Below are 16080 nucleotides of genomic sequence, written 5' to 3'. Positions count from 1 at the left end.
CCCCCCCCCCCCCCCCCGCGCCCGTCCGGACGGCGCGCGGCGGCACCGGGGCACCCCAGGGAGCGGCCCGGCCCGACAGGAAGAGCGCGGGCGACACGAAGCGCGCGGGCGGCGCAACACAAGGAAGCGGGCCGCCCTGTTCGGACGGCCCGCTTCCTCTTGCTGTGGAGCTAAGGAGAATTGAACTCCTGACCTCTTGCATGCCATGCAAGCGCTCTACCAACTGAGCTATAGCCCCTTGCTGTGTCCCGCCCGGTTTCCCCGGCGGCATCGCCTACATTACACGGACCCCCCGGGCTTTGACCAAATCGGTTCCCGCCGGGCCCCGCTCCGCCCGCGCCGGGCGCCGCCCGCGAGTACTGTCGCCCCCGCCGCGCACCGTGCCGCCCCTGGGAGCCCGTCCGTGACCGCCACACAGCCGACCCGCCCCCGCACAGAACCACGCCGCCGCGCCCCCCGCGCGCTGGCGGCAGTACTGCGCCACCCCACGCTGGCCGCCGCCCTCGGCTGCCTGGTGTCCTTCACCGCGTTCTGGATCGCCCAGCGGGCGGCCCACGTGACCATGCTCGACCTGATGGTCTACCGGGCCGAGGGCGAGACGGTGGTCGCCGGCCGCGAGCTGTACGAGATGCGGGCGACCTCCGCCCGGCTGCCCAACACCTATCCGCCCTTCGCGTCCCTGCTCTTCGTGCCGCTCACGCTGCCCGGCGTGGGCACGCTGCGCACGCTCGCGACCCTGGGCAACCTCCTGCTGCTGGTCGCCCTGGTCCACCTCTCCCTGCGGCTGATCGGCCTGCCCCGCCGGGTGCCCCGGCCGGCGGCCGTGCTCGCCCTGTCGGCGCTCGTCGTCTGGTGCGAGCCGGTGTGGACGACGCTGCGCTACGGACAGGTGAACCTGCTGATCGCCGTACTGGTGTGCTGGGACCTGTCCCGGCGGTCCGGCCACCGCTGGGCCGGGCTGGGCATCGGGTTGGCGGCCGGGATCAAGCTCACCCCGGCGCTGTTCGCCGTCCTGCTGGCGCTGACCGGCGCCCTGGAGACGCTCCGACGCCTCCGGGCGGGCCGCACCGGCGCCGACGCCCGTACGGGTCCCGGCACGCCCGCCGACACCCGTACGGAGCCCGGCACACCCGCCGACGACCGTACGGAGCCCGAGACGCCCGCCGACGACCGTACGGGCCGCTCCGGGGGCCCCGCCCGGGCGCCGTCGGCACTGCGGACGGCAGCGGTGGCCACGGCGGCCTTCCTCGGCACCGTACTGGTGGCGTGGGCCGCCCTGCCGCGCGACTCGCACCGCTTCTGGATCGAGGTGATCTTCGCGACGGAGCGCGTCGGCCTCGCGGAGCAGACCGCGAACCAGTCCCTGCGCGGGGTCCTCGCCCGACTGCTGCACACCGGCGACCCGGCCCCCTGGGCCGTCACCGCCCTGGCCGTGACCGTGGCGGCGCTGGGCCTGGCCATCGCCCCCGCGGCCGCGCTGGCCGGCCCCGGCCGGCTGCCGGGCGCCCCGGCCTGGTCGGCGGTGACCTGTGCGGTCACCGCCCTCCTGGTCAGCCCGATCTCCTGGTCGCACCACTGGGTGTGGTGCGTGCCGCTGCTGCTGCTCCTGGGCGGCGAGGCCGTACGACGCTCGCGCCGGTCCTGGTGGGCCGCCACGGCCGGGGCTGGGCTGCTGTTCTGTTCCTTCGCGCTGTGGTGGGTCCCGCACCCGTTCGGAGAACGGCTGGAACTCCACCAGAACGGCGGCCAGATGCTGCTCTCGGCCGTCTATCCGCTCGCCGGGGTCGCGTTCCTGGCCCTGGCCGGCGCGACGGTCACCCGGGCGCTGCGCCCGGGCCCCCGCCGTGTCCCGGACCGCCGCCCGGACCGCGGTCGTGGCCCCCGCCATGATGGGGACCCCCGCCGTGATGGTGGCCCCCGCTGTGATGGTGGAACTTCAGCACCTCGGCGGGCATGACCACGAACGGCCGCATCATCCCCATGTCCTCGTGCTCCAGCAGGTGGCAGTGGTACATGAAGCGGCCGGTGCCGCCCGTGAAATGGCCGATGACGTCGACCATCTGACCCGGCGGCACCTGGATCGTGTCCTTCCAGCCCTGCTCGTTCTCGGGCAGGGGCGCCCGCCCCCGAAATTCCACCGGGCCGCGGGTGCCGCCCAGCACCGGGTCGAACGGGCTGGTGGGCGTGATGCCGTACAGGTCCCGGCCGAGCACCTGGAAGTCGATCAGATGGATGTGCATCGGGTGCAGCCCGGGGCCGAGGTTGAGGAAGCTCCACCGCTCCCAGGCGCCCAGCTCCACGGTGAAACCCAGGGTGTCGTCGAACATCACGCCGCCGCGCCGATAGCTGCGGGCGACCCCGTCGGCCCCCTTGATCTGGATCACGCCCTCCTCCGGGGGCGGCGGGTGGTGCGGGGTGAACTCGTGCATCTCCCAGATCTCCGCGTGGCCCCGCCCCAGGGTGCCCGGCGGGGTGAGCACGACCATCCGGGTGCGGTGCGCCGGAGCGGTCTCGCGCGTGATCCGTACAAAGGACGGCGCGAGCACCGCGGGCAGGGCGAACGGGTCCGCGCACTGCTCCTGCCCCACCCGGAACTCCATGACCTGGGGGTACGGGATGCCCCGCTGGATGTCCGGCTGCCCCGGCGGCACGTCCGGGGAGGTGTTGACCAGCCGGATCGTGCGGCCCCTGAGCCGGCCGAAATCGATCAGGAGGTCGAAGCGCTCGGCGGGCACCATCTGGAAGGGGCCGTCGAGCGCCACGGGGCGCGGCAGCAGCCCGCCGTCCGAGCCGATCTGCCAGCAGGCGCCCGTCACGGGCGCGCCCGTCTCGTCGATCAGCTGGAACCGGAAGGTCCGGGCGTTGGCGGCGTTGAGCAGCCGGAACCGGTACCAGCGGGCCGCCACCTCCAGATGCGGCCAGATCGCGCCGTTGACCAGGGTGAACGGCCCGCTGAAAGGCGAGGTGACGGGCTTGCCCGCCGCGTCCCGGCCGAGGATGGCCGTCTTGTGGAGCAGCCTGCCGGTCAGCCGCCCCTCGGCGTCGGTGTCGACATTGCGGTCCTGGACGATCAGCGGGATCTCGTGCTCGCCGCACGGCAGCCCGAGCGCGTCCTCCTCGTCGTCGCGCACCAGATACATCCCGGCCAGCCCGGTGAGGACGTTCCAGCGGGTGATGTCCATGGCGTGGTCGTGGTACCACCAGGCCACCGCGCGATGGTCGTTGGGGTACTCCGCGAGCTGGCTGTCCCCCGGCGAGACGGCGTTCTCGGCCCAGCCGTCGTTGCCGCCGCCGGTGGTGGCGCCGTGCAGGTGCGTCACCGTCCATGCCGGCAGCGCGGCCACCTCGGGGAGGGGCACGCCGTCGCCCCGGCCGGGCACCGTGAGCGGTGAGGGCGTGGTGGGGTCGCCCCGCTCCACCTCGACCGCGGTGATCGGGTAGGGGCCGGTGAGGCGGTTGGTCCAGGCGACGCGCAGCCGCTGGCGCCGCCTGACCTCGATCGTGGGGCCCGGAGAACAGCCCTGGTAGGCCCATACCCGGGTCGGCGGCAGTTCGGAGTGCAGCCGCGTCCATACGGCCCGCAGATCGACGGTGATGCCCTTCTCGGCCTCCTGCGGGCAGGGCCGCAGGGTCGGCGGTACGGGCAGGGCGTCGAGATAGGGCGTGAGCGGTGGCGCGGCGTCCCGCGCCGCGGGTGCCACGGTGCCACGCGGCAGTACGGGCGCCGGCGCGGCCTGCGGTGCTACGGGTGCCGGCGCGTCCTGCGGGCCGGGCGCCGCGGCTCCGGCGGCCGCCGTCCCGGCCTCGGTCGTGGTGGATGGGATCGCTGTCTCGGCCATACGGCCCCCCGTGTCGCTTCCCCCGTGTCGCCGGCGTCTCCGACGACAGCTCCGGTGGATAGGACGCCCGATTCGCCGGACAGGTTGCCACTCGACCGAACTCGCCCGCAGAAGCCCGCACTCGCCCACTGTCGCCCGAATGCGACAGGACGGGGCACACGCAAGGGTGATGACGGAGCGTCAGGCAGTGGCGAAGGAGTAGAAACGCTTCAGCGTGCAGTGCTCGTCGAGCAGACGGCCGTAGATCGGCTCACCGTCGAGCTCGCGGTAGGTCTCGATGGGATCGCCTTTTATGATCAGCGCCCGCGCGCACTCCTCGCACCAGTACTGATAGTCGGAGTTGATCGGTTCCATGTCGCGAACGATCGGCGTACCGCTGCCGCACCAGTCGCACTTCCGGCTGTGTGCCCCCATCAGTCAGCTCCAGCTATGGCCGCAGGCCGTGCACACATAGGAGATCCCGCCATTGTCGCCGAGCACTTGGGCGACCTTGTCCGAACGACAGGCCGGGCAGTTCAGAACGGCGTGACAGCGGGTCTCGGCGATGTCGAGGAGGCCGACCTCCTCGGGGATGCTCGTCGGCATCACGCTCTCCCTCCGTTCCGGCCGTCGCCGATTCTGCCACGCGTGGGCAGCCGGGTCAGCGGTGCGCGGCGGTTGGACCGGGGCGTACGGGCCCGAGCGCCGGGAGACCGCCGGCCCGGGCCGGGGACATCCGCGTGGAACGAAACGATCCCGCCCCTTCCGAGGAAGGGACGGGATCGATCATCTGTGGAGCTAAGGAGAATTGAACTCCTGACCTCTTGCATGCCATGCAAGCGCTCTACCAACTGAGCTATAGCCCCGCTGTTCTGTGCGCCGGAGCGCTTCGAACGAGAAGAAGCTTAACCGGTGACCTGGCCGAATGCGAAATCCGGCCGGTCACCCGCCTCGATCGCCCTCAGTCGTCGTCGCCGAGCACCGGCTCCGGCAGGGTGCCGGCGTTGTGCTCCAGCAGCCGCCAGCCCCGCGCGCCCTCGCCCAGGATCGACCAGCAGCAGTTGGACAGGCCGCCGAGCGCCTCCCAGTGCCGGGGCTCGAGCCCCAGCAGCCGGCCGATGGTCGTGCGGATGGTGCCGCCGTGGCTGACGACCACGAGCGTGCCGCCGTCCGGCAGCTTCTCCAGGGCGCGCTCGACGACGGGCGCGGCCCGCTCGGCCACCTCGGTCTCCAGCTCGCCGCCGCCGCGCCGCACGGGCTCGCCGCGCTTCCACGCGGCGTACTGCTCGCCGTGCCGCTCCACGATCTCGTCGTGGGTCAGCCCCTGCCAGCTGCCGGCGTAGGTCTCGCGCAGGCCCTCGTCGTGGGTCACCGCCAGGGCCGTGAGCGCGGCCAGCTCGGCGGCCGTGGCCGCCGCCCGGCGCAGGTCCGAGGCGACGATCGCGTCGGGCTTCAGCGCGGCCAGCAGCCGGGCGGCCCGGCGCGCCTGCGCCCGGCCGGTGTCGGTGAGCTCGATGTCGGTCGTCCCCTGGAAGCGGCGCTCGACGTTCCAGGCGGTCTGGCCGTGCCGCCAGAGGACGATGCGGCGGCCCCGGCCGCCGTGTGCGCCGTTCAGATCAGATCACCGTCCGCGTCCTCGGCGGCACGCGCGCGGGCGTGCTCCTCGGCCTTGCCGAGGGTGGCTTTGGCGTCCTCCGGCAGCTCCAGCTGGGGGCAGTCCTTCCAGAGCCGCTCCAGGGCGTAGAAGACCCGCTCCTCGCTGTGCTGAACGTGGACCACGATGTCGACGTAGTCGAGCAGCACCCAGCGGGCGTCGCGGTCGCCCTCCCGGCGCACCGGCTTGGCGCCGAGCTCCTTGAGCAGCCGCTCCTCGATCTCGTCGACGATCGACTTGACCTGGCGGTCGCTGGGGGCGGAGGCGAGCAGAAATGCGTCGGTGATCGACAGCACATCGCTGACGTCGTACGCGATGATGTCGTGCGCGAGCTTGTCGGCGGCCGCCTGAGCGGCGGTGTTGATCAGCTCGATGGAGCGGTCCGTGGCGGTCACTAGCCAAGCTTTCGAATCGGCGACAGGTACCCGTCCAGGGTCTCACGCCGCGCCGACAACCTGCCGGGCGCTCGTCAGCGCCCCCGGCGGCGGCCGGGGGCGCCCCGGCCCGGGCGGTGCCCGCCGCCGGGCTCAGCGGGGCTCAGGAGGGCTCAGCGGGGCTTGTAGTCCCGCCCCAGCACGACGGTGACCTCGGCGTTGGACCCGCCCTCGGCCTGCTTGACGGCGCTCTCCGGGATGCCGAGCGTCGTGGCGACCTCCCGGGCCTTCCCGGCCTGGGCGGGGTCGCCGTAGGTGACCTGCGAGGAGTTCTGCGGCGCGGAGGCGGCGCCGCCCTCGACGACGGTGTAGCCGCCGTTGACGAGGACGATCCGGGCCCGGGCCGCCGCCTGCTTGTCGCCGGTGGCGTCGCGGACCCCGACCCTCGGGGTGGCGCTGGGGTCGGCCTTCCCGACCGTGCCGCCGAGCACCGGCTTGACGACGCCGTCGGTGGCCTCCTGGCCGAGGGTCCCGTCGGGCCTCACCGGCAGCAGGGTGGTCTCGTACGAGCCGTTCTGCGCCTGCCGGGCCAGGTGCGCCAGGGTGGCGCCGAGCTGGTCCTCGGTGAGCGAGGGGTCGGGGATCTGGTGGAGCGACTTCACGGTCGCGGTGGCCGCGGCCGGATCGGCGGAGAGCTTCTTGAGCACGGCCTGCAGGACCTGCCCGAACCGCTGGAGCTGCTTGGTCTGCGGCTCCCCGGGGGCGAGCAGGGTGGCGTAGCCGACGGCGGCCTGCCCGTTGAGGAACTTCCCCCGGCCCTGCGGGACGAGGGGGGCGTCCCCCGCCTTGGCGCCGGGCACGGGGGCGTCGGTGTCGAGGGTGATGCCGCCCACCGACTCGACGAGGTTCTCCAGGTACGGGGTGTCCAGGCGCCAACTGCCCTTGATCTCCGCGCCCAGCAGGGTGCCGAGCGCGTCGCGGGTGGGGGTCGTGCCCTCGCTCTGGACGGACTTGGCCAGGGGGGTGCCGCCGCCGCCCTCCAGGTTCACCGAGAGGGTGTTGGGCACCAGGATCGTGGTGCCCTTCCCGGTGGTCGCGTTGTCCACCAGCAGGGCCGTGGAGCTGCCGCCGGTCTTCAGATCGCGCAGATGGACGACGATCACGTCGCGCTGCTGGGGGCCGTTCGCCGCCGCGGCTCCGCCCTTGCCGTCGGACATGCCGGGCAGGGCACCGGCGTACCAGAGGTAGCCGACGCCCCCGGCCACGGCCAGGGTGAGGACGGCGGCCAGGGCGACCACCCGGTTGCGGCCCTTGCGCTTGCGCTCGTCCCGGCGCTCCGTACGGGTCTCGGCGAACTTGAGCCAGTCGATGACGTCCTCGGAGTCCTCGTCCGGCTCCTCGATGAACGAGAACTGCTCGGTGCGGTAGTCCGAGGCGGCCCGCCGCGGCTCGTCCCGCGGGGACCGCTGCCGGGGCGGCTGCGGTTGCGACTGCGGTTGCGACTGCGAGGACTGGTGCGGCTGCTCGTGCTGCGGGGACCGCCGGTGCCGCGAGGACTGGTGCGGGGGCGCGGGCTCCTCGGGCGGCCGCTGCTCCTCCGTCTGCTGCTGCGGAATCCACTGCCGGCCGTAACCGTCGTAGCCGCCCTGGCCGTCGTCACCACCGTAGCCGTGACCGTCGTAGCCGTGACCGTCGTACGCGCCGGGCTGGGGGGCGGGCGCGGGGGGCGCCTGGACCTGCTGCCCATAGGGGTCGTAGTACTGCTGGGCGGCGGGTGCCGGCTGGGCGGCCTGCCCCACCGGCTGCCCGTACGGGTCGTGGCTCTGCCCGTACGCCTCGTACGCGTCGTATCCGGCGTACTGCTCCCCGTACTGCTCGCCGTACTGCTGAGCGGAGCCGTAGTACGGCGCCGACTGCGGCTGGGTGTAGGGGTCCTGGCCGTCCTCGGGCCCTCCCGCGGCATGCCGCCGCCCGGAGTGTGCGTCGTTCACCAGTGGCCCCTTCCAGTGCCGGGCTGACCGGCTTCCGTACCCGGGCTAACCGTCGGTCCGGTACAGCCCGCGCTTGTCGATGTAGCGCACCACCCCGTCCGGCACCAGATACCAGACCGGGTCGCCCTGCGCCACTCTCGCGCGGCAGTCGGTGGAGGAGATGGCCAGCGCCGGCACCTCGACCAACGACACACCGCCGTCCGGCAGCCCGGGGTCGGAGAGCACATGCCCCGGACGGGTCACCCCGATGAAATGTGCGAGGGAGAACAGCTCTGCCGCGTCCCGCCAGCCCAGGATCTGGGAGAGGGCATCGGCACCGGTGATGAAGAAGAGATCGCTGTCCTTGTTGAGGGCGTACAGATCCCGCAGGGTGTCGATGGTGTAGGTGGCGCCGCCGCGGTCGATGTCGATGCGGCTGACGGAGAACTGGGGGTTGGAGGCCGTGGCGATGACCGTCATCAGATAGCGGTCCTCGGCCGGGCTGACCGCGCGATGGCTCTTCTGCCACGGCTGCCCGGTCGGCACGAAGACCACCTCGTCGAGGCGGAAACGGGCCGCCACCTCACTCGCGGCCACCAGGTGGCCGTGGTGAATGGGATCGAACGTGCCGCCCATGACGCCGAGCCGCCGCCTGGCCGGACCGGTTGTAGGCACTTCCTGACCGGTCACGGGCGTTTCCCGACCCGCCACGGGCCCATCCTGCTCTCCCATGCGTGCAGAGCCTACTTGCCCGGTCCGCCCGGTCCGGCTCCGGGCCTCAGCGGTCCCGGTTGAAGCGCGTGGTGATCCACAGCAGGAGCAGCAGCACGAACAGCGCGCCGCCACCGGTGAGGTAGGGGTTGAGGCTGTCGTGGTTGCCGCCCTTCCCGCCCTCGGAGGCCAGGGTGATCAGGGCGGTGGCAGTGCTGGGGAGAGTCATCGTCGGCAGACCTATCCAGGTTGTCGGGCAGGGACGCTTACGTAGCGCTCACATCGTAAGCAAGGGGCGCGCCCGGGATCACGCCGACTCCGCGACCGGGGTCACTCCCCGTCCGCACCGCTCCGGCCGCCGCCGTCCCCGTCCTCGCCGCTCGCGCTTCCGCTCCCGTAGCCGCGCAGCAGGAACCACGCCAGCAGGACCGCACCCGCCACGGAGACCACGAGGACCGTCCGCAGCACGGCACCGGGTCCCCCCTGCGAGGCCGCGGACTCCACGGAGGCGGCGAGAGCGACTGGCATGACTGCTATGTCGGGCATGTCTCCACGGTAGCGCTGTCACCGGCGCCCCTTAGTCTGGGGGGCGACATGGGGGACGGGCACGGAACGAGCCCACAAAGGGGGCCAGCATGACCGAGAACGACCACGCCAAGCTGCCGAATCGGGAGCGCCGGCGCTTCCCGGGGATCTCCTCGCGGGCGTACGAGCACCCGGCGGACCGCTCGGCGCTGGTGGCGCTGCGCAGACTGAGCGGGTTCGACACGGTGTTCAAGGCGCTCAGCGGCCTGCTGCCGGAGCGGTCCCTGCGGCTGCTCTACCTCTCGGACTCCGTGCGGGTGAGCGACCGCCAGTTCCCCCATCTGCACGCCATGCTGCGCGACGCCTGCTACATCCTGGACCTGGAGAAGGTCCCGCCGATGTACGTCACGCAGGACCCCCAGCCGAACGCCATGTGCATCGGCCTCGACGAACCGATCATCGTGGTGACCACGGGCCTGGTCGAGCTGCTCGACGAGGAGGAGATGCGCGCGGTCGTCGGCCACGAGGTGGGGCACGCCCTGTCCGGGCACGCGGTGTACCGCACGATACTGCTCTTCCTGACCAATCTGGCGGTCAAGGTCGCCTGGATTCCGCTGGGCAATCTCGCGGTGATGGCGATCGTGACCGGGCTGCGCGAGTGGTTCCGCAAGTCGGAGCTCTCCGCGGACCGGGCGGGGCTGCTGGTCGGCCAGGACCTCCAGGCGTCCCTGCGCGGGCTGATGAAGACGGCCGGCGGCAACCATCTGCACGAGATGAACGTCGACGCCTTCCTGGAGCAGGCCGAGGAGTACGAGAAGGGTGGTGACCTGCGGGACTCCGTGCTGAAGATCATGAACATGCTGCCCCGGAGCCATCCGTTCGCCACCGTTCGCGCCGCCGAGCTCAACCGGTGGGCCGCCACCCGCGACCACCAGCGGATCATGGACGGGCACTACCCCCGGCGCGAGGACGACGGCGGGACCTCCGTCTCGGACTCCTTCCGGGAGTCGGCGAACCACTACGCCGAGTCGGTGCGCGCCAGCCGGGACCCGCTGATGGGCCTGGTGCGCGACATCGCGGGCGGCGCGGGCGACCTGGGCAGCAAGCTGCGCGGGCGGTTCACCGGCGGGGGTACGGCGGGTTCCGGCGGCCCCGGCGGGGGTACGGCGGGCTCCGGCGGCTCTGCGGGCCCCTCGGGCGGCTCCTCGGGCTCTGCGGGCGGCTCTGCGGGCCCCTCGGGCTCCACGGGCCCCACCGGCTCCCGCGACGACGGCCCCGGCGAGCCTACGGGCGGGGAAGGTGCGGCTGGGCGCTAGGCGCCAGCACCCCGCACTGCGCGGCCGCCACGGGCCCCCGGCCGTACGGGTCGGTCTCGGCCGGGCCGCCCCCGGTGGCGCTCTGGCCGGACAGCAGCGGGCGCAGATGGCCGGCGGCGTCGCTGTCGCAGCTCATCGGCCCGGCCTGCTGATAGATCCGCACCACTTCGAGATGGTGGTCCCGCAGATCCTCGCGGTCGAAGCGGAAGCGGATCTCGCGCCGCACGGTGAACAACGACGCCTGGCCGTCGGGAGCCCCCTGCCCGACGGCGAAGTCCCCACCGAGCGGGGCCCCCTGACGGCCCGTCACCCCTTCGCCGGCGGCCCCCTGGGCGGTAGGCCGCAGCGCGTAAACGAAGGTGTGGTCCCCGACCACCTCCAGCCGGTCCGGGCCCACCTCCGTGAACGCCAGCGTGCCCCGCACCCGCACCTGGGACTCGGCGAGCGCCACCCGGGCGCCGTCGAAACGCACCAGCCAGCCCGTGGCCGCGTGCCGCTCGTCGTCCGCGGGCCGCTCCATGCTCCGGTCGAACTGGGGGAACTGCCCCGGGTCGATCAACAGCCGCACCGGCCGGGTCGCGCCCCCGGTCAGCACGGCCGGGTCCAGGGAGGAGCGCACGATGTAGTCCTTGGCTGACGCCAGCGCGGCCACCACCTGGGTGTCGGAGAAGTGCGAGGTCGAGCGCGCCGCGGGCAGGGTGACCCCCTCCGCGCCGACCCGGAACTGCGCCGCCGGGCTGCTCTCGAACAGCCGCTGCGGGTCGGCGCCGGGCACCGGCTCCCGCGGCGCCAGGGGTATCAGCGACATCCGCAGCGGCTCGGGCTGCCCGGTCGCCACCTGCTGATAGGGGTGGCGCACCCCCATGTACACGGCCGTGCCGAAGGCCAGGACGATCAGCAGTATCAGCAGCAGGGCCTGACGCGACCCGCTGGCGCGGCTCCACGCGGGGCGGCTGCGCACCGCGGGGGCGTGATCGCTCAGCCGCTCCCGGGCGGAGAACTCCTGGAGGCGGGCAGCCCGGACGAACGACTCGTCGAAGACGACGGATCGGTACTCGTCCTCTCCACCTCCCGGGACTCCCTGGGGCGTCCCCTCGGGTGGGTCTCCAGGCCCGGCCATACCAACAGAGTAGGCAGGAAGCAGCCGAGGTAAACGCCGTGGTGAAGGACAACTTCCGGCTCGCTCGCGGCCCGCTCCGGGCGCTCCCCACGGGCGCCGGGGCGCACGCTCGCGCACCCGCCGGCGCTCGCCGCCACGCACCGGGTTCAGGGCCCGCTCCCAGGCTCTCGGCTCGCTGCCCCTCAGGCCCTCGCGGAGCGGTTCTCAGGTCTCAGACTCTCGCGGAGCGGTTCTCAGGTCTCAGCCTCTCCGCCTCTCCGGCTCTCAGGGCGAGCGGGGCGCCGCCGAGGCGGTGGGGGGCGAGAAGTCGGGCGAGGCGGACGGCAGGGTCTCCAGGGGGCCGACCGGGCCGTCGGCGGGCCGGCGCGCCCGCTCCCCGGGCCTCTCGGGCCCGTGCCGCGGCCCCTGCTCCCCCGCCCGCCCCTGGTCCGGGCCCTCCGCTCGGCCCGCTCCCGGGGCCGACTCCGCTCCGGGGGCGTCCACCCCCGTGCTCGCGGTCGGCGGCGCGGGGCTCTGGCGGCCGCCCGAGGACCCGCGATAGACGGCGGCGAAGGCCAGCGCCACCATCCCGACGCCCATCAGTACGGCCAGCACCCAGGCGACGGGCCGATGCCACTGGCGGTGCGGCCGGTACGGGCCGAGGGCGCCGCCGTAGCGCCCGTACGGGCCGTGGAGGGCGTCGTCCGCGCCCCGCTCCGGCTCCGCCCGGCCCTCCCGGCGGTCGCGCCCGAGCCCGGCGTCCGGGCCGTAGGCGTCCTCGTAGAAGTCCTCGTCGGGCGGCCCGCCGCCGCCCCGGGAGCGGCTCGTCTCGGCCTCCGCACGGGCCTGGGCGGCGGCCAGTATCCGCTCGACCGCCGTGGGCTCGTGGATCGCGGCCGACCGTACGAACTCCTCGTCGAAGACCACGGAGGCGAAGGCGTCGTCCGCTGCCCCGTGGTCACGGCTGTCGGGCTCGTCGCCGTCCGGGAACGGCCTGCCCCCCACGTCGTCCGGCACCCGTCCAGCGTAGACCGGAGCGGTCGTTTTGGGCAGAGAGAGCGGGAATTCCGCCCCTTGGGCGGTCCCGGCGCCGGACCCCTCGGGCAGCCCCCGGCCGGACCCCGGGCGGGCCCTGCGTGGGGCCCCCGGGCAGGCCGGCGGGGGCGGGCCCGCCGGCCCTCGCGAGAGACCGGCAGGCCACCGGGGCCGGCCGGCGGGCCGGCCGCCCTCTCAGCCCGCTCAGCCCGTGCGGCGCGCCGCGTCCCGCACGTGCCCGTCGCCCGTCACCACGTACTTCGTCGAGGTCAGCTCCGGCAGCCCCATGGGGCCGCGGGCGTGCAGCTTCTGCGTCGAGATGCCGATCTCCGCGCCGAAGCCGAACTGGCTGCCGTCCGTGAACCGGGTCGAGGCGTTGACCATCACGGCCGTGGAGTCCACCAGCGAGACGAAGCGCCGCGCGGCCGCCGTGTCGGCGGTCACGATGGCCTCCGTGTGGCCGGAGGACCAGCGGCGGATGTGCGCCACGGCGGCGTCCAGATCGGGCACCACGGCCGCCGCGATGTCGTACGAGAGGTACTCCGTGCCCCAGTCCTCCTCGTTCGCCGGCACGACCTCCGCGCCGCCCGCCCGCTGCCAGGCCGCGTCGCCGTGGACGGTCACGCCCGCCTCCTTCAGCGCCGCCAGCGCCCGGGGCAGGAAGGTGTCCGCGATGCCCGCGTGGACCAGCACCGTCTCGGCCGCGTTGCAGACGCTGGGCCGCTGCGCCTTGGAGTTGACCAGGATGTCCAGGGCCATGTCGAGGTCGGCCCGCTCGTCGACGTAGACGTGGCAGTTGCCCACGCCGGTCTCGATCACCGGCACGGTCGACTCCTCCACGACCGTACGGATCAGCGACGCGCCACCGCGAGGGATCAGCACGTCCACCAGGCCGCGGGCGCGCATCAGCTCCTTGACGCTGTCGCGGCTCTCCCCCGGCACCAGCTGGACGGCGTCCGCCGGCAGCCCCGCCGACTCCACGGCGTCCCGCAGCACGCGCACCAGCGCGGTGTTCGAGACGTACGCGGAGGAGGAGCCGCGCAGCAGGACGGCGTTGCCGGACTTCAGGCAGAGCGCGGCGGCGTCGACGGTGACGTTGGGGCGGGCCTCGTAGATGATCCCGACCACGCCCAGCGGGACGCGCACCTGGCGCAGCTCCAGGCCGTTGGGGAGCGTCGAGCCGCGCACCACCTCGCCGACCGGGTCGGGGAGCGCCACGACGGCGCGCACGTCCTCGGCGATGGCCGCGACGCGCTCGGGCGTGAGGGTGAGCCGGTCCACGACCGACTCGGCGGTGCCGGCCGCCCGGGCCTTGGCCACGTCCTCGGCGTTCGCCTCGACGATCTCGTCCGTGCGGGCGACGAGGGCGTCGGCGATCGCGAGCAGCGCGCCGTCGCGCGCGGTGCGCGGGAGGGGGGCGAGCGCGGCGGCGGCGTCCTGGGCGCGGCGGGCGGTGTCGAGAACGGGGGAGGTACGGGATTCGCTGCTCATGCGCGTAGCGTAGTCGCCGCCCGGCGGGGCCCGCCGGACTCCGGCCGGTCCCGCCCCGGGACCCGCGGTGACTCCGGCCGGCCGCCCAGGGGCACCTGCGATCAGTACGGGGCGCGCTCAGCACGGGAGCGCGCTCGATCAGTACGGGTGGACCCCCACGGGCACCGCCGGCGGCGGACCGTAGCCCTCGGCGATGCGCTGGTGATAGGTCTCGCGCGCGATCACTTCCAGGCCCACGATCTCCCACGGCGGCAGCTTCGCCGTCGAGCGGTGCTCGCCCCACAGCCGGAGCGCGACCGCCGCCGCGTCGTGCAGGTCCCGCGCCTCCTCCCAGTAGCGGATCTCCGCGTGGTCGTTGGCGTAGCGGCTGGTCAGCAGGAACGGGTGGTCGTGCGCGAGCTGCTCCAGCGCGCGCCGCACCTCCCCCAGCGGGGCCTCCGCGCCGGAGACGCAGAGGGTGACGTGCCACAGCCTGGGGGTGTCGCCGGCGGGGCCGTGCGCCGCCCCGCCCTCCCGCGGCCCGGCCCCGTGCCCCCGATCGGGGCCGCCACCGCCCGCGGCCTCCGCGCGGCCCTGGGCGCGGGGGTCCGCGCCGCCGGCCGGGCCGACGCTGGAGAGTGTCCGCTCCGCCGTCCCTCGGGGCACTGCCCCCGGGCGCCCTCGTCTCACCGGCGGCCTCCTGTAATGCCTAGCGCTCCGCTCGTGCGGGCGGAGCCGTGTGGTGCGGTCGTCCCGGTACGACGCTTCGCCGGCGCCTCCCGTGAATCAAAGTTGACCAGTCCGGGAGGGGCCGCGGGGCCGTTTTCGCAAAGGTCTCCGTTGAAAGGATGGACTTATCGGCTGTTCTGGCTCCTGTTTGTCGCCCGTCAGCGATGCAATACGACCAGATCGTCGCGGTGGACGACCTCGCGCTCGTACGCGGGGCCGAGTTCCCGGGCCAGCTCGCGGGTCGACCGGCCGAGCAGCCGGGGGATCTCCTTGGCGTCGAAGTTGACCAGGCCCCGGGCCACCGGCCGCCCCGCGCCGTCCCTGAGCTCGACCGGGTCGCCCGCCGTGAACTCTCCCTCGACGCCGGCGATCCCGGCCGGCAGCAGGGACGTGCGGCGCTCCACCACGGCCCGTACCGCGCCCTCGTCCAGGACCAGCGCGCCGCGCGGGGTGGAGGCGTGGGCGAGCCACAGCAGCCGGTCGGCGGAGCGCCGCCCGGTGCGGTGGAAGTACGTGCCGGTGGGGCGGCCGGCGAGCGCGTCCGCGGCGTGCGTGGCGGAGGTGAGCACCACGGGGATGCCCGCCGCGGCGGCGATCCGGGCCGCCTCGACCTTGGTGACCATGCCGCCGGTGCCGACGCCGGCCTTGCCCGCGCTGCCGATGGAGACGCCTTCGAGGTCTTTGGGGCCGGTGACCTCGGCGATCCGGGAGGTGCCCGGGGTGCGCGGGTCACCGTCGTACAGGCCGTCGACGTCCGACAGCAGCACGAGCAGATCGGCCCGCACGAGGTGGGCGACGAGGGCGGCGAGGCGGTCGTTGTCGCCGAACCGGATCTCGTCCGTGGCGACCGTGTCGTTCTCGTTGACGACCGGCAGGGCGCCCATGGCCAGCAGCTGGTCGAGGGTGCGGGTGGCGTTGCGGTAGTGGGCGCGGCGGCTGGTGTCGTCGGTGGTGAGCAGCACCTGGCCGACGCGGATGCCGTAGCGGGCGAAGGAGGCGGTGTAGCGGGCGACCAGCAGGCCCTGGCCGACGCTGGCGGCGGCCTGCTGCCGGGCCAGGTCGCGGGGGCGGCGGGGCAGGCCCAGGGGGGCGAGTCCGGCGGCGATGGCGCCCGACGAGACCAGCACGATCTCCTTGCCGCTGCCGCCGCGCTCCTTGGCCAGGACGTCGACGAGGGCGTCCACCCGGTCGGCGTCCAGCCCGCCGGCGGCGGTGGTCAGCGAGGACGAGCCGATCTTGACCACGATCCTCCGGGCCTCGACCACGTCGTCCCGTACGTCCCGTACTGCCCCTGACACGTATGTCCCCATTTGCTCAAACTTGATCGGTGTACGACTGCTCAAGCTGGCAATCTACGGCACCGGCGCGGGGGCCCGCCG

The 16080-nt window shown here is 73.9% G+C and carries 15 protein-coding genes, 2 tRNA genes and 1 pseudogene; 2 read left to right on the top strand and 16 right to left on the bottom strand.

The features are described 5' to 3' along the window. Window positions 1-165: 165 nt before the first annotated feature. A tRNA-Ala gene (locus ACSNOD_RS08130) sits at window positions 166-238 on the bottom strand. A 165-nt stretch (window positions 239-403) separates the two neighbouring features. Between ACSNOD_RS08130 and ACSNOD_RS08125 the strand changes: the two genes are divergently transcribed. Next, the gene (locus tag ACSNOD_RS08125; protein WP_436766094.1) at window positions 404-1957 is read left to right on the top strand and encodes a glycosyltransferase 87 family protein; all 1554 of its coding nucleotides are present in this window, start codon (window positions 404-406) and stop codon (window positions 1955-1957) included. Here the strand turns inward: ACSNOD_RS08125 and phsA are convergent. From phsA to ACSNOD_RS08075, 10 genes and pseudogenes are all read right to left on the bottom strand, one after another. Beyond that, window positions 1884-3839 (bottom strand): annotated as a pseudogene (gene phsA / locus ACSNOD_RS08120) (O-aminophenol oxidase PhsA); the annotation flags it as partial. The gene ACSNOD_RS08125 and the pseudogene phsA overlap by 74 nt on opposite strands. Before the next feature lie 180 nt (window positions 3840-4019). Further along, window positions 4020-4253 (bottom strand): hypothetical protein, encoded by a 234-nt coding sequence (locus ACSNOD_RS08115; RefSeq protein WP_242585084.1) that lies wholly within the window; start codon window positions 4251-4253, stop codon window positions 4020-4022. A 3-nt stretch (window positions 4254-4256) separates the two neighbouring features. Beyond that, entirely contained in the window at window positions 4257-4424 is a 168-nt protein-coding gene (locus ACSNOD_RS08110; RefSeq protein WP_436766093.1) for a hypothetical protein, read from the bottom strand. A 187-nt stretch (window positions 4425-4611) separates the two neighbouring features. After that, window positions 4612-4684: transfer RNA gene (locus tag ACSNOD_RS08105), tRNA-Ala, on the bottom strand. Between the two features lie 95 nt (window positions 4685-4779). Beyond that, a complete protein-coding gene (locus tag ACSNOD_RS08100) occupies window positions 4780-5433 on the bottom strand; it encodes a histidine phosphatase family protein (protein ID WP_436766095.1) in 654 nt (217 codons plus the stop codon). Next, a complete protein-coding gene (gene rsfS / locus ACSNOD_RS08095) occupies window positions 5430-5867 on the bottom strand; it encodes a ribosome silencing factor (protein ID WP_436766092.1) in 438 nt (145 codons plus the stop codon). Before rsfS ends, ACSNOD_RS08100 begins: the two co-directional genes overlap by 4 nt. Window positions 5868-6019: 152 nt before the next feature. Then, window positions 6020-7837 (bottom strand): LytR C-terminal domain-containing protein, encoded by a 1818-nt coding sequence (locus ACSNOD_RS08090; RefSeq protein ID WP_436766091.1) that lies wholly within the window; start codon window positions 7835-7837, stop codon window positions 6020-6022. Between the two features lie 45 nt (window positions 7838-7882). Then, window positions 7883-8548 carry a nicotinate-nucleotide adenylyltransferase gene (gene nadD / locus ACSNOD_RS08085; protein ID WP_436766090.1) on the bottom strand — a complete coding sequence of 222 codons (666 nt, stop codon included), beginning with the start codon at window positions 8546-8548 and terminating at the stop codon, window positions 7883-7885. Between the two features lie 46 nt (window positions 8549-8594). Beyond that, window positions 8595-8756: a hypothetical protein gene (locus tag ACSNOD_RS08080; protein ID WP_436766089.1), complete on the bottom strand. Its 162-nt coding sequence runs from the start codon at window positions 8754-8756 to the stop codon at window positions 8595-8597. A gap of 101 nt (window positions 8757-8857) precedes the next feature. After that, window positions 8858-9073 carry a hypothetical protein gene (locus tag ACSNOD_RS08075; protein WP_436766088.1) on the bottom strand — a complete coding sequence of 72 codons (216 nt, stop codon included), beginning with the start codon at window positions 9071-9073 and terminating at the stop codon, window positions 8858-8860. A gap of 89 nt (window positions 9074-9162) precedes the next feature. Between ACSNOD_RS08075 and ACSNOD_RS08070 the strand changes: the two genes are divergently transcribed. Beyond that, window positions 9163-10368: a M48 family metallopeptidase gene (locus tag ACSNOD_RS08070; protein WP_436766087.1), complete on the top strand. Its 1206-nt coding sequence runs from the start codon at window positions 9163-9165 to the stop codon at window positions 10366-10368. Here ACSNOD_RS08070 and ACSNOD_RS08065 read toward each other — a convergent pair. The 5 genes from ACSNOD_RS08065 to proB all read right to left on the bottom strand — a co-directional run bounded on the left by ACSNOD_RS08065 (window position 10337) and on the right by proB (window position 16011). Further along, the gene (locus tag ACSNOD_RS08065) at window positions 10337-11488 is read right to left on the bottom strand and encodes a hypothetical protein (RefSeq protein WP_436766086.1); all 1152 of its coding nucleotides are present in this window, start codon (window positions 11486-11488) and stop codon (window positions 10337-10339) included. The two genes, ACSNOD_RS08070 and ACSNOD_RS08065, sit on opposite strands and share 32 nt — an antisense overlap. Window positions 11489-11752: 264 nt before the next feature. Then, the gene (locus tag ACSNOD_RS08060) at window positions 11753-12484 is read right to left on the bottom strand and encodes a hypothetical protein (RefSeq protein WP_436766085.1); all 732 of its coding nucleotides are present in this window, start codon (window positions 12482-12484) and stop codon (window positions 11753-11755) included. Between the two features lie 222 nt (window positions 12485-12706). After that, window positions 12707-13993 carry a glutamate-5-semialdehyde dehydrogenase gene (locus ACSNOD_RS08055; RefSeq protein ID WP_436766084.1) on the bottom strand — a complete coding sequence of 429 codons (1287 nt, stop codon included), beginning with the start codon at window positions 13991-13993 and terminating at the stop codon, window positions 12707-12709. 138 nt (window positions 13994-14131) lie between these two features. After that, the gene (locus ACSNOD_RS08050) at window positions 14132-14662 is read right to left on the bottom strand and encodes a hypothetical protein (protein WP_436766083.1); all 531 of its coding nucleotides are present in this window, start codon (window positions 14660-14662) and stop codon (window positions 14132-14134) included. 197 nt (window positions 14663-14859) lie between these two features. Beyond that, window positions 14860-16011, bottom strand: a complete 1152-nt coding sequence (gene proB, locus ACSNOD_RS08045) for a glutamate 5-kinase (protein ID WP_436766082.1) — start codon at window positions 16009-16011, stop codon at window positions 14860-14862. Between the last annotated feature and the right edge of the window lie 69 nt (window positions 16012-16080).

It is taken from the genome of Streptomyces sp. URMC 123 (assembly GCF_051386515.1).
Lineage (GTDB): Bacteria > Actinomycetota > Actinomycetes > Streptomycetales > Streptomycetaceae > Streptomyces.
Note: the sequence above shows the minus strand (reverse complement) of the source record. Positions and strands in the feature narration are given on the sequence as shown.

What these genes read in the sequence shown, in the direction of transcription:
- ACSNOD_RS08075 (WP_436766088.1), bottom strand. Translation starts at nt 9,073, where the DNA reads ATGCCCGACATAGCAGTCATGCCAGTCGCTCTCGCCGCCTCCGTGGAG.
- ACSNOD_RS08110 (WP_436766093.1), bottom strand. Translation starts at nt 4,424, where the DNA reads ATGCCGACGAGCATCCCCGAGGAGGTCGGCCTCCTCGACATCGCCGAG.
- nadD (WP_436766090.1), bottom strand. Translation starts at nt 8,548, where the DNA reads ATGGGAGAGCAGGATGGGCCCGTGGCGGGTCGGGAAACGCCCGTGACC.
- ACSNOD_RS08055 (WP_436766084.1), bottom strand. Translation starts at nt 13,993, where the DNA reads ATGAGCAGCGAATCCCGTACCTCCCCCGTTCTCGACACCGCCCGCCGC.
- ACSNOD_RS08080 (WP_436766089.1), bottom strand. Translation starts at nt 8,756, where the DNA reads ATGACTCTCCCCAGCACTGCCACCGCCCTGATCACCCTGGCCTCCGAG.
- ACSNOD_RS08065 (WP_436766086.1), bottom strand. Translation starts at nt 11,488, where the DNA reads ATGGCCGGGCCTGGAGACCCACCCGAGGGGACGCCCCAGGGAGTCCCG.
- ACSNOD_RS08115 (WP_242585084.1), bottom strand. Translation starts at nt 4,253, where the DNA reads ATGGGGGCACACAGCCGGAAGTGCGACTGGTGCGGCAGCGGTACGCCG.
- proB (WP_436766082.1), bottom strand. Translation starts at nt 16,011, where the DNA reads ATGGGGACATACGTGTCAGGGGCAGTACGGGACGTACGGGACGACGTG.
- ACSNOD_RS08070 (WP_436766087.1), top strand. Translation starts at nt 9,163, where the DNA reads ATGACCGAGAACGACCACGCCAAGCTGCCGAATCGGGAGCGCCGGCGC.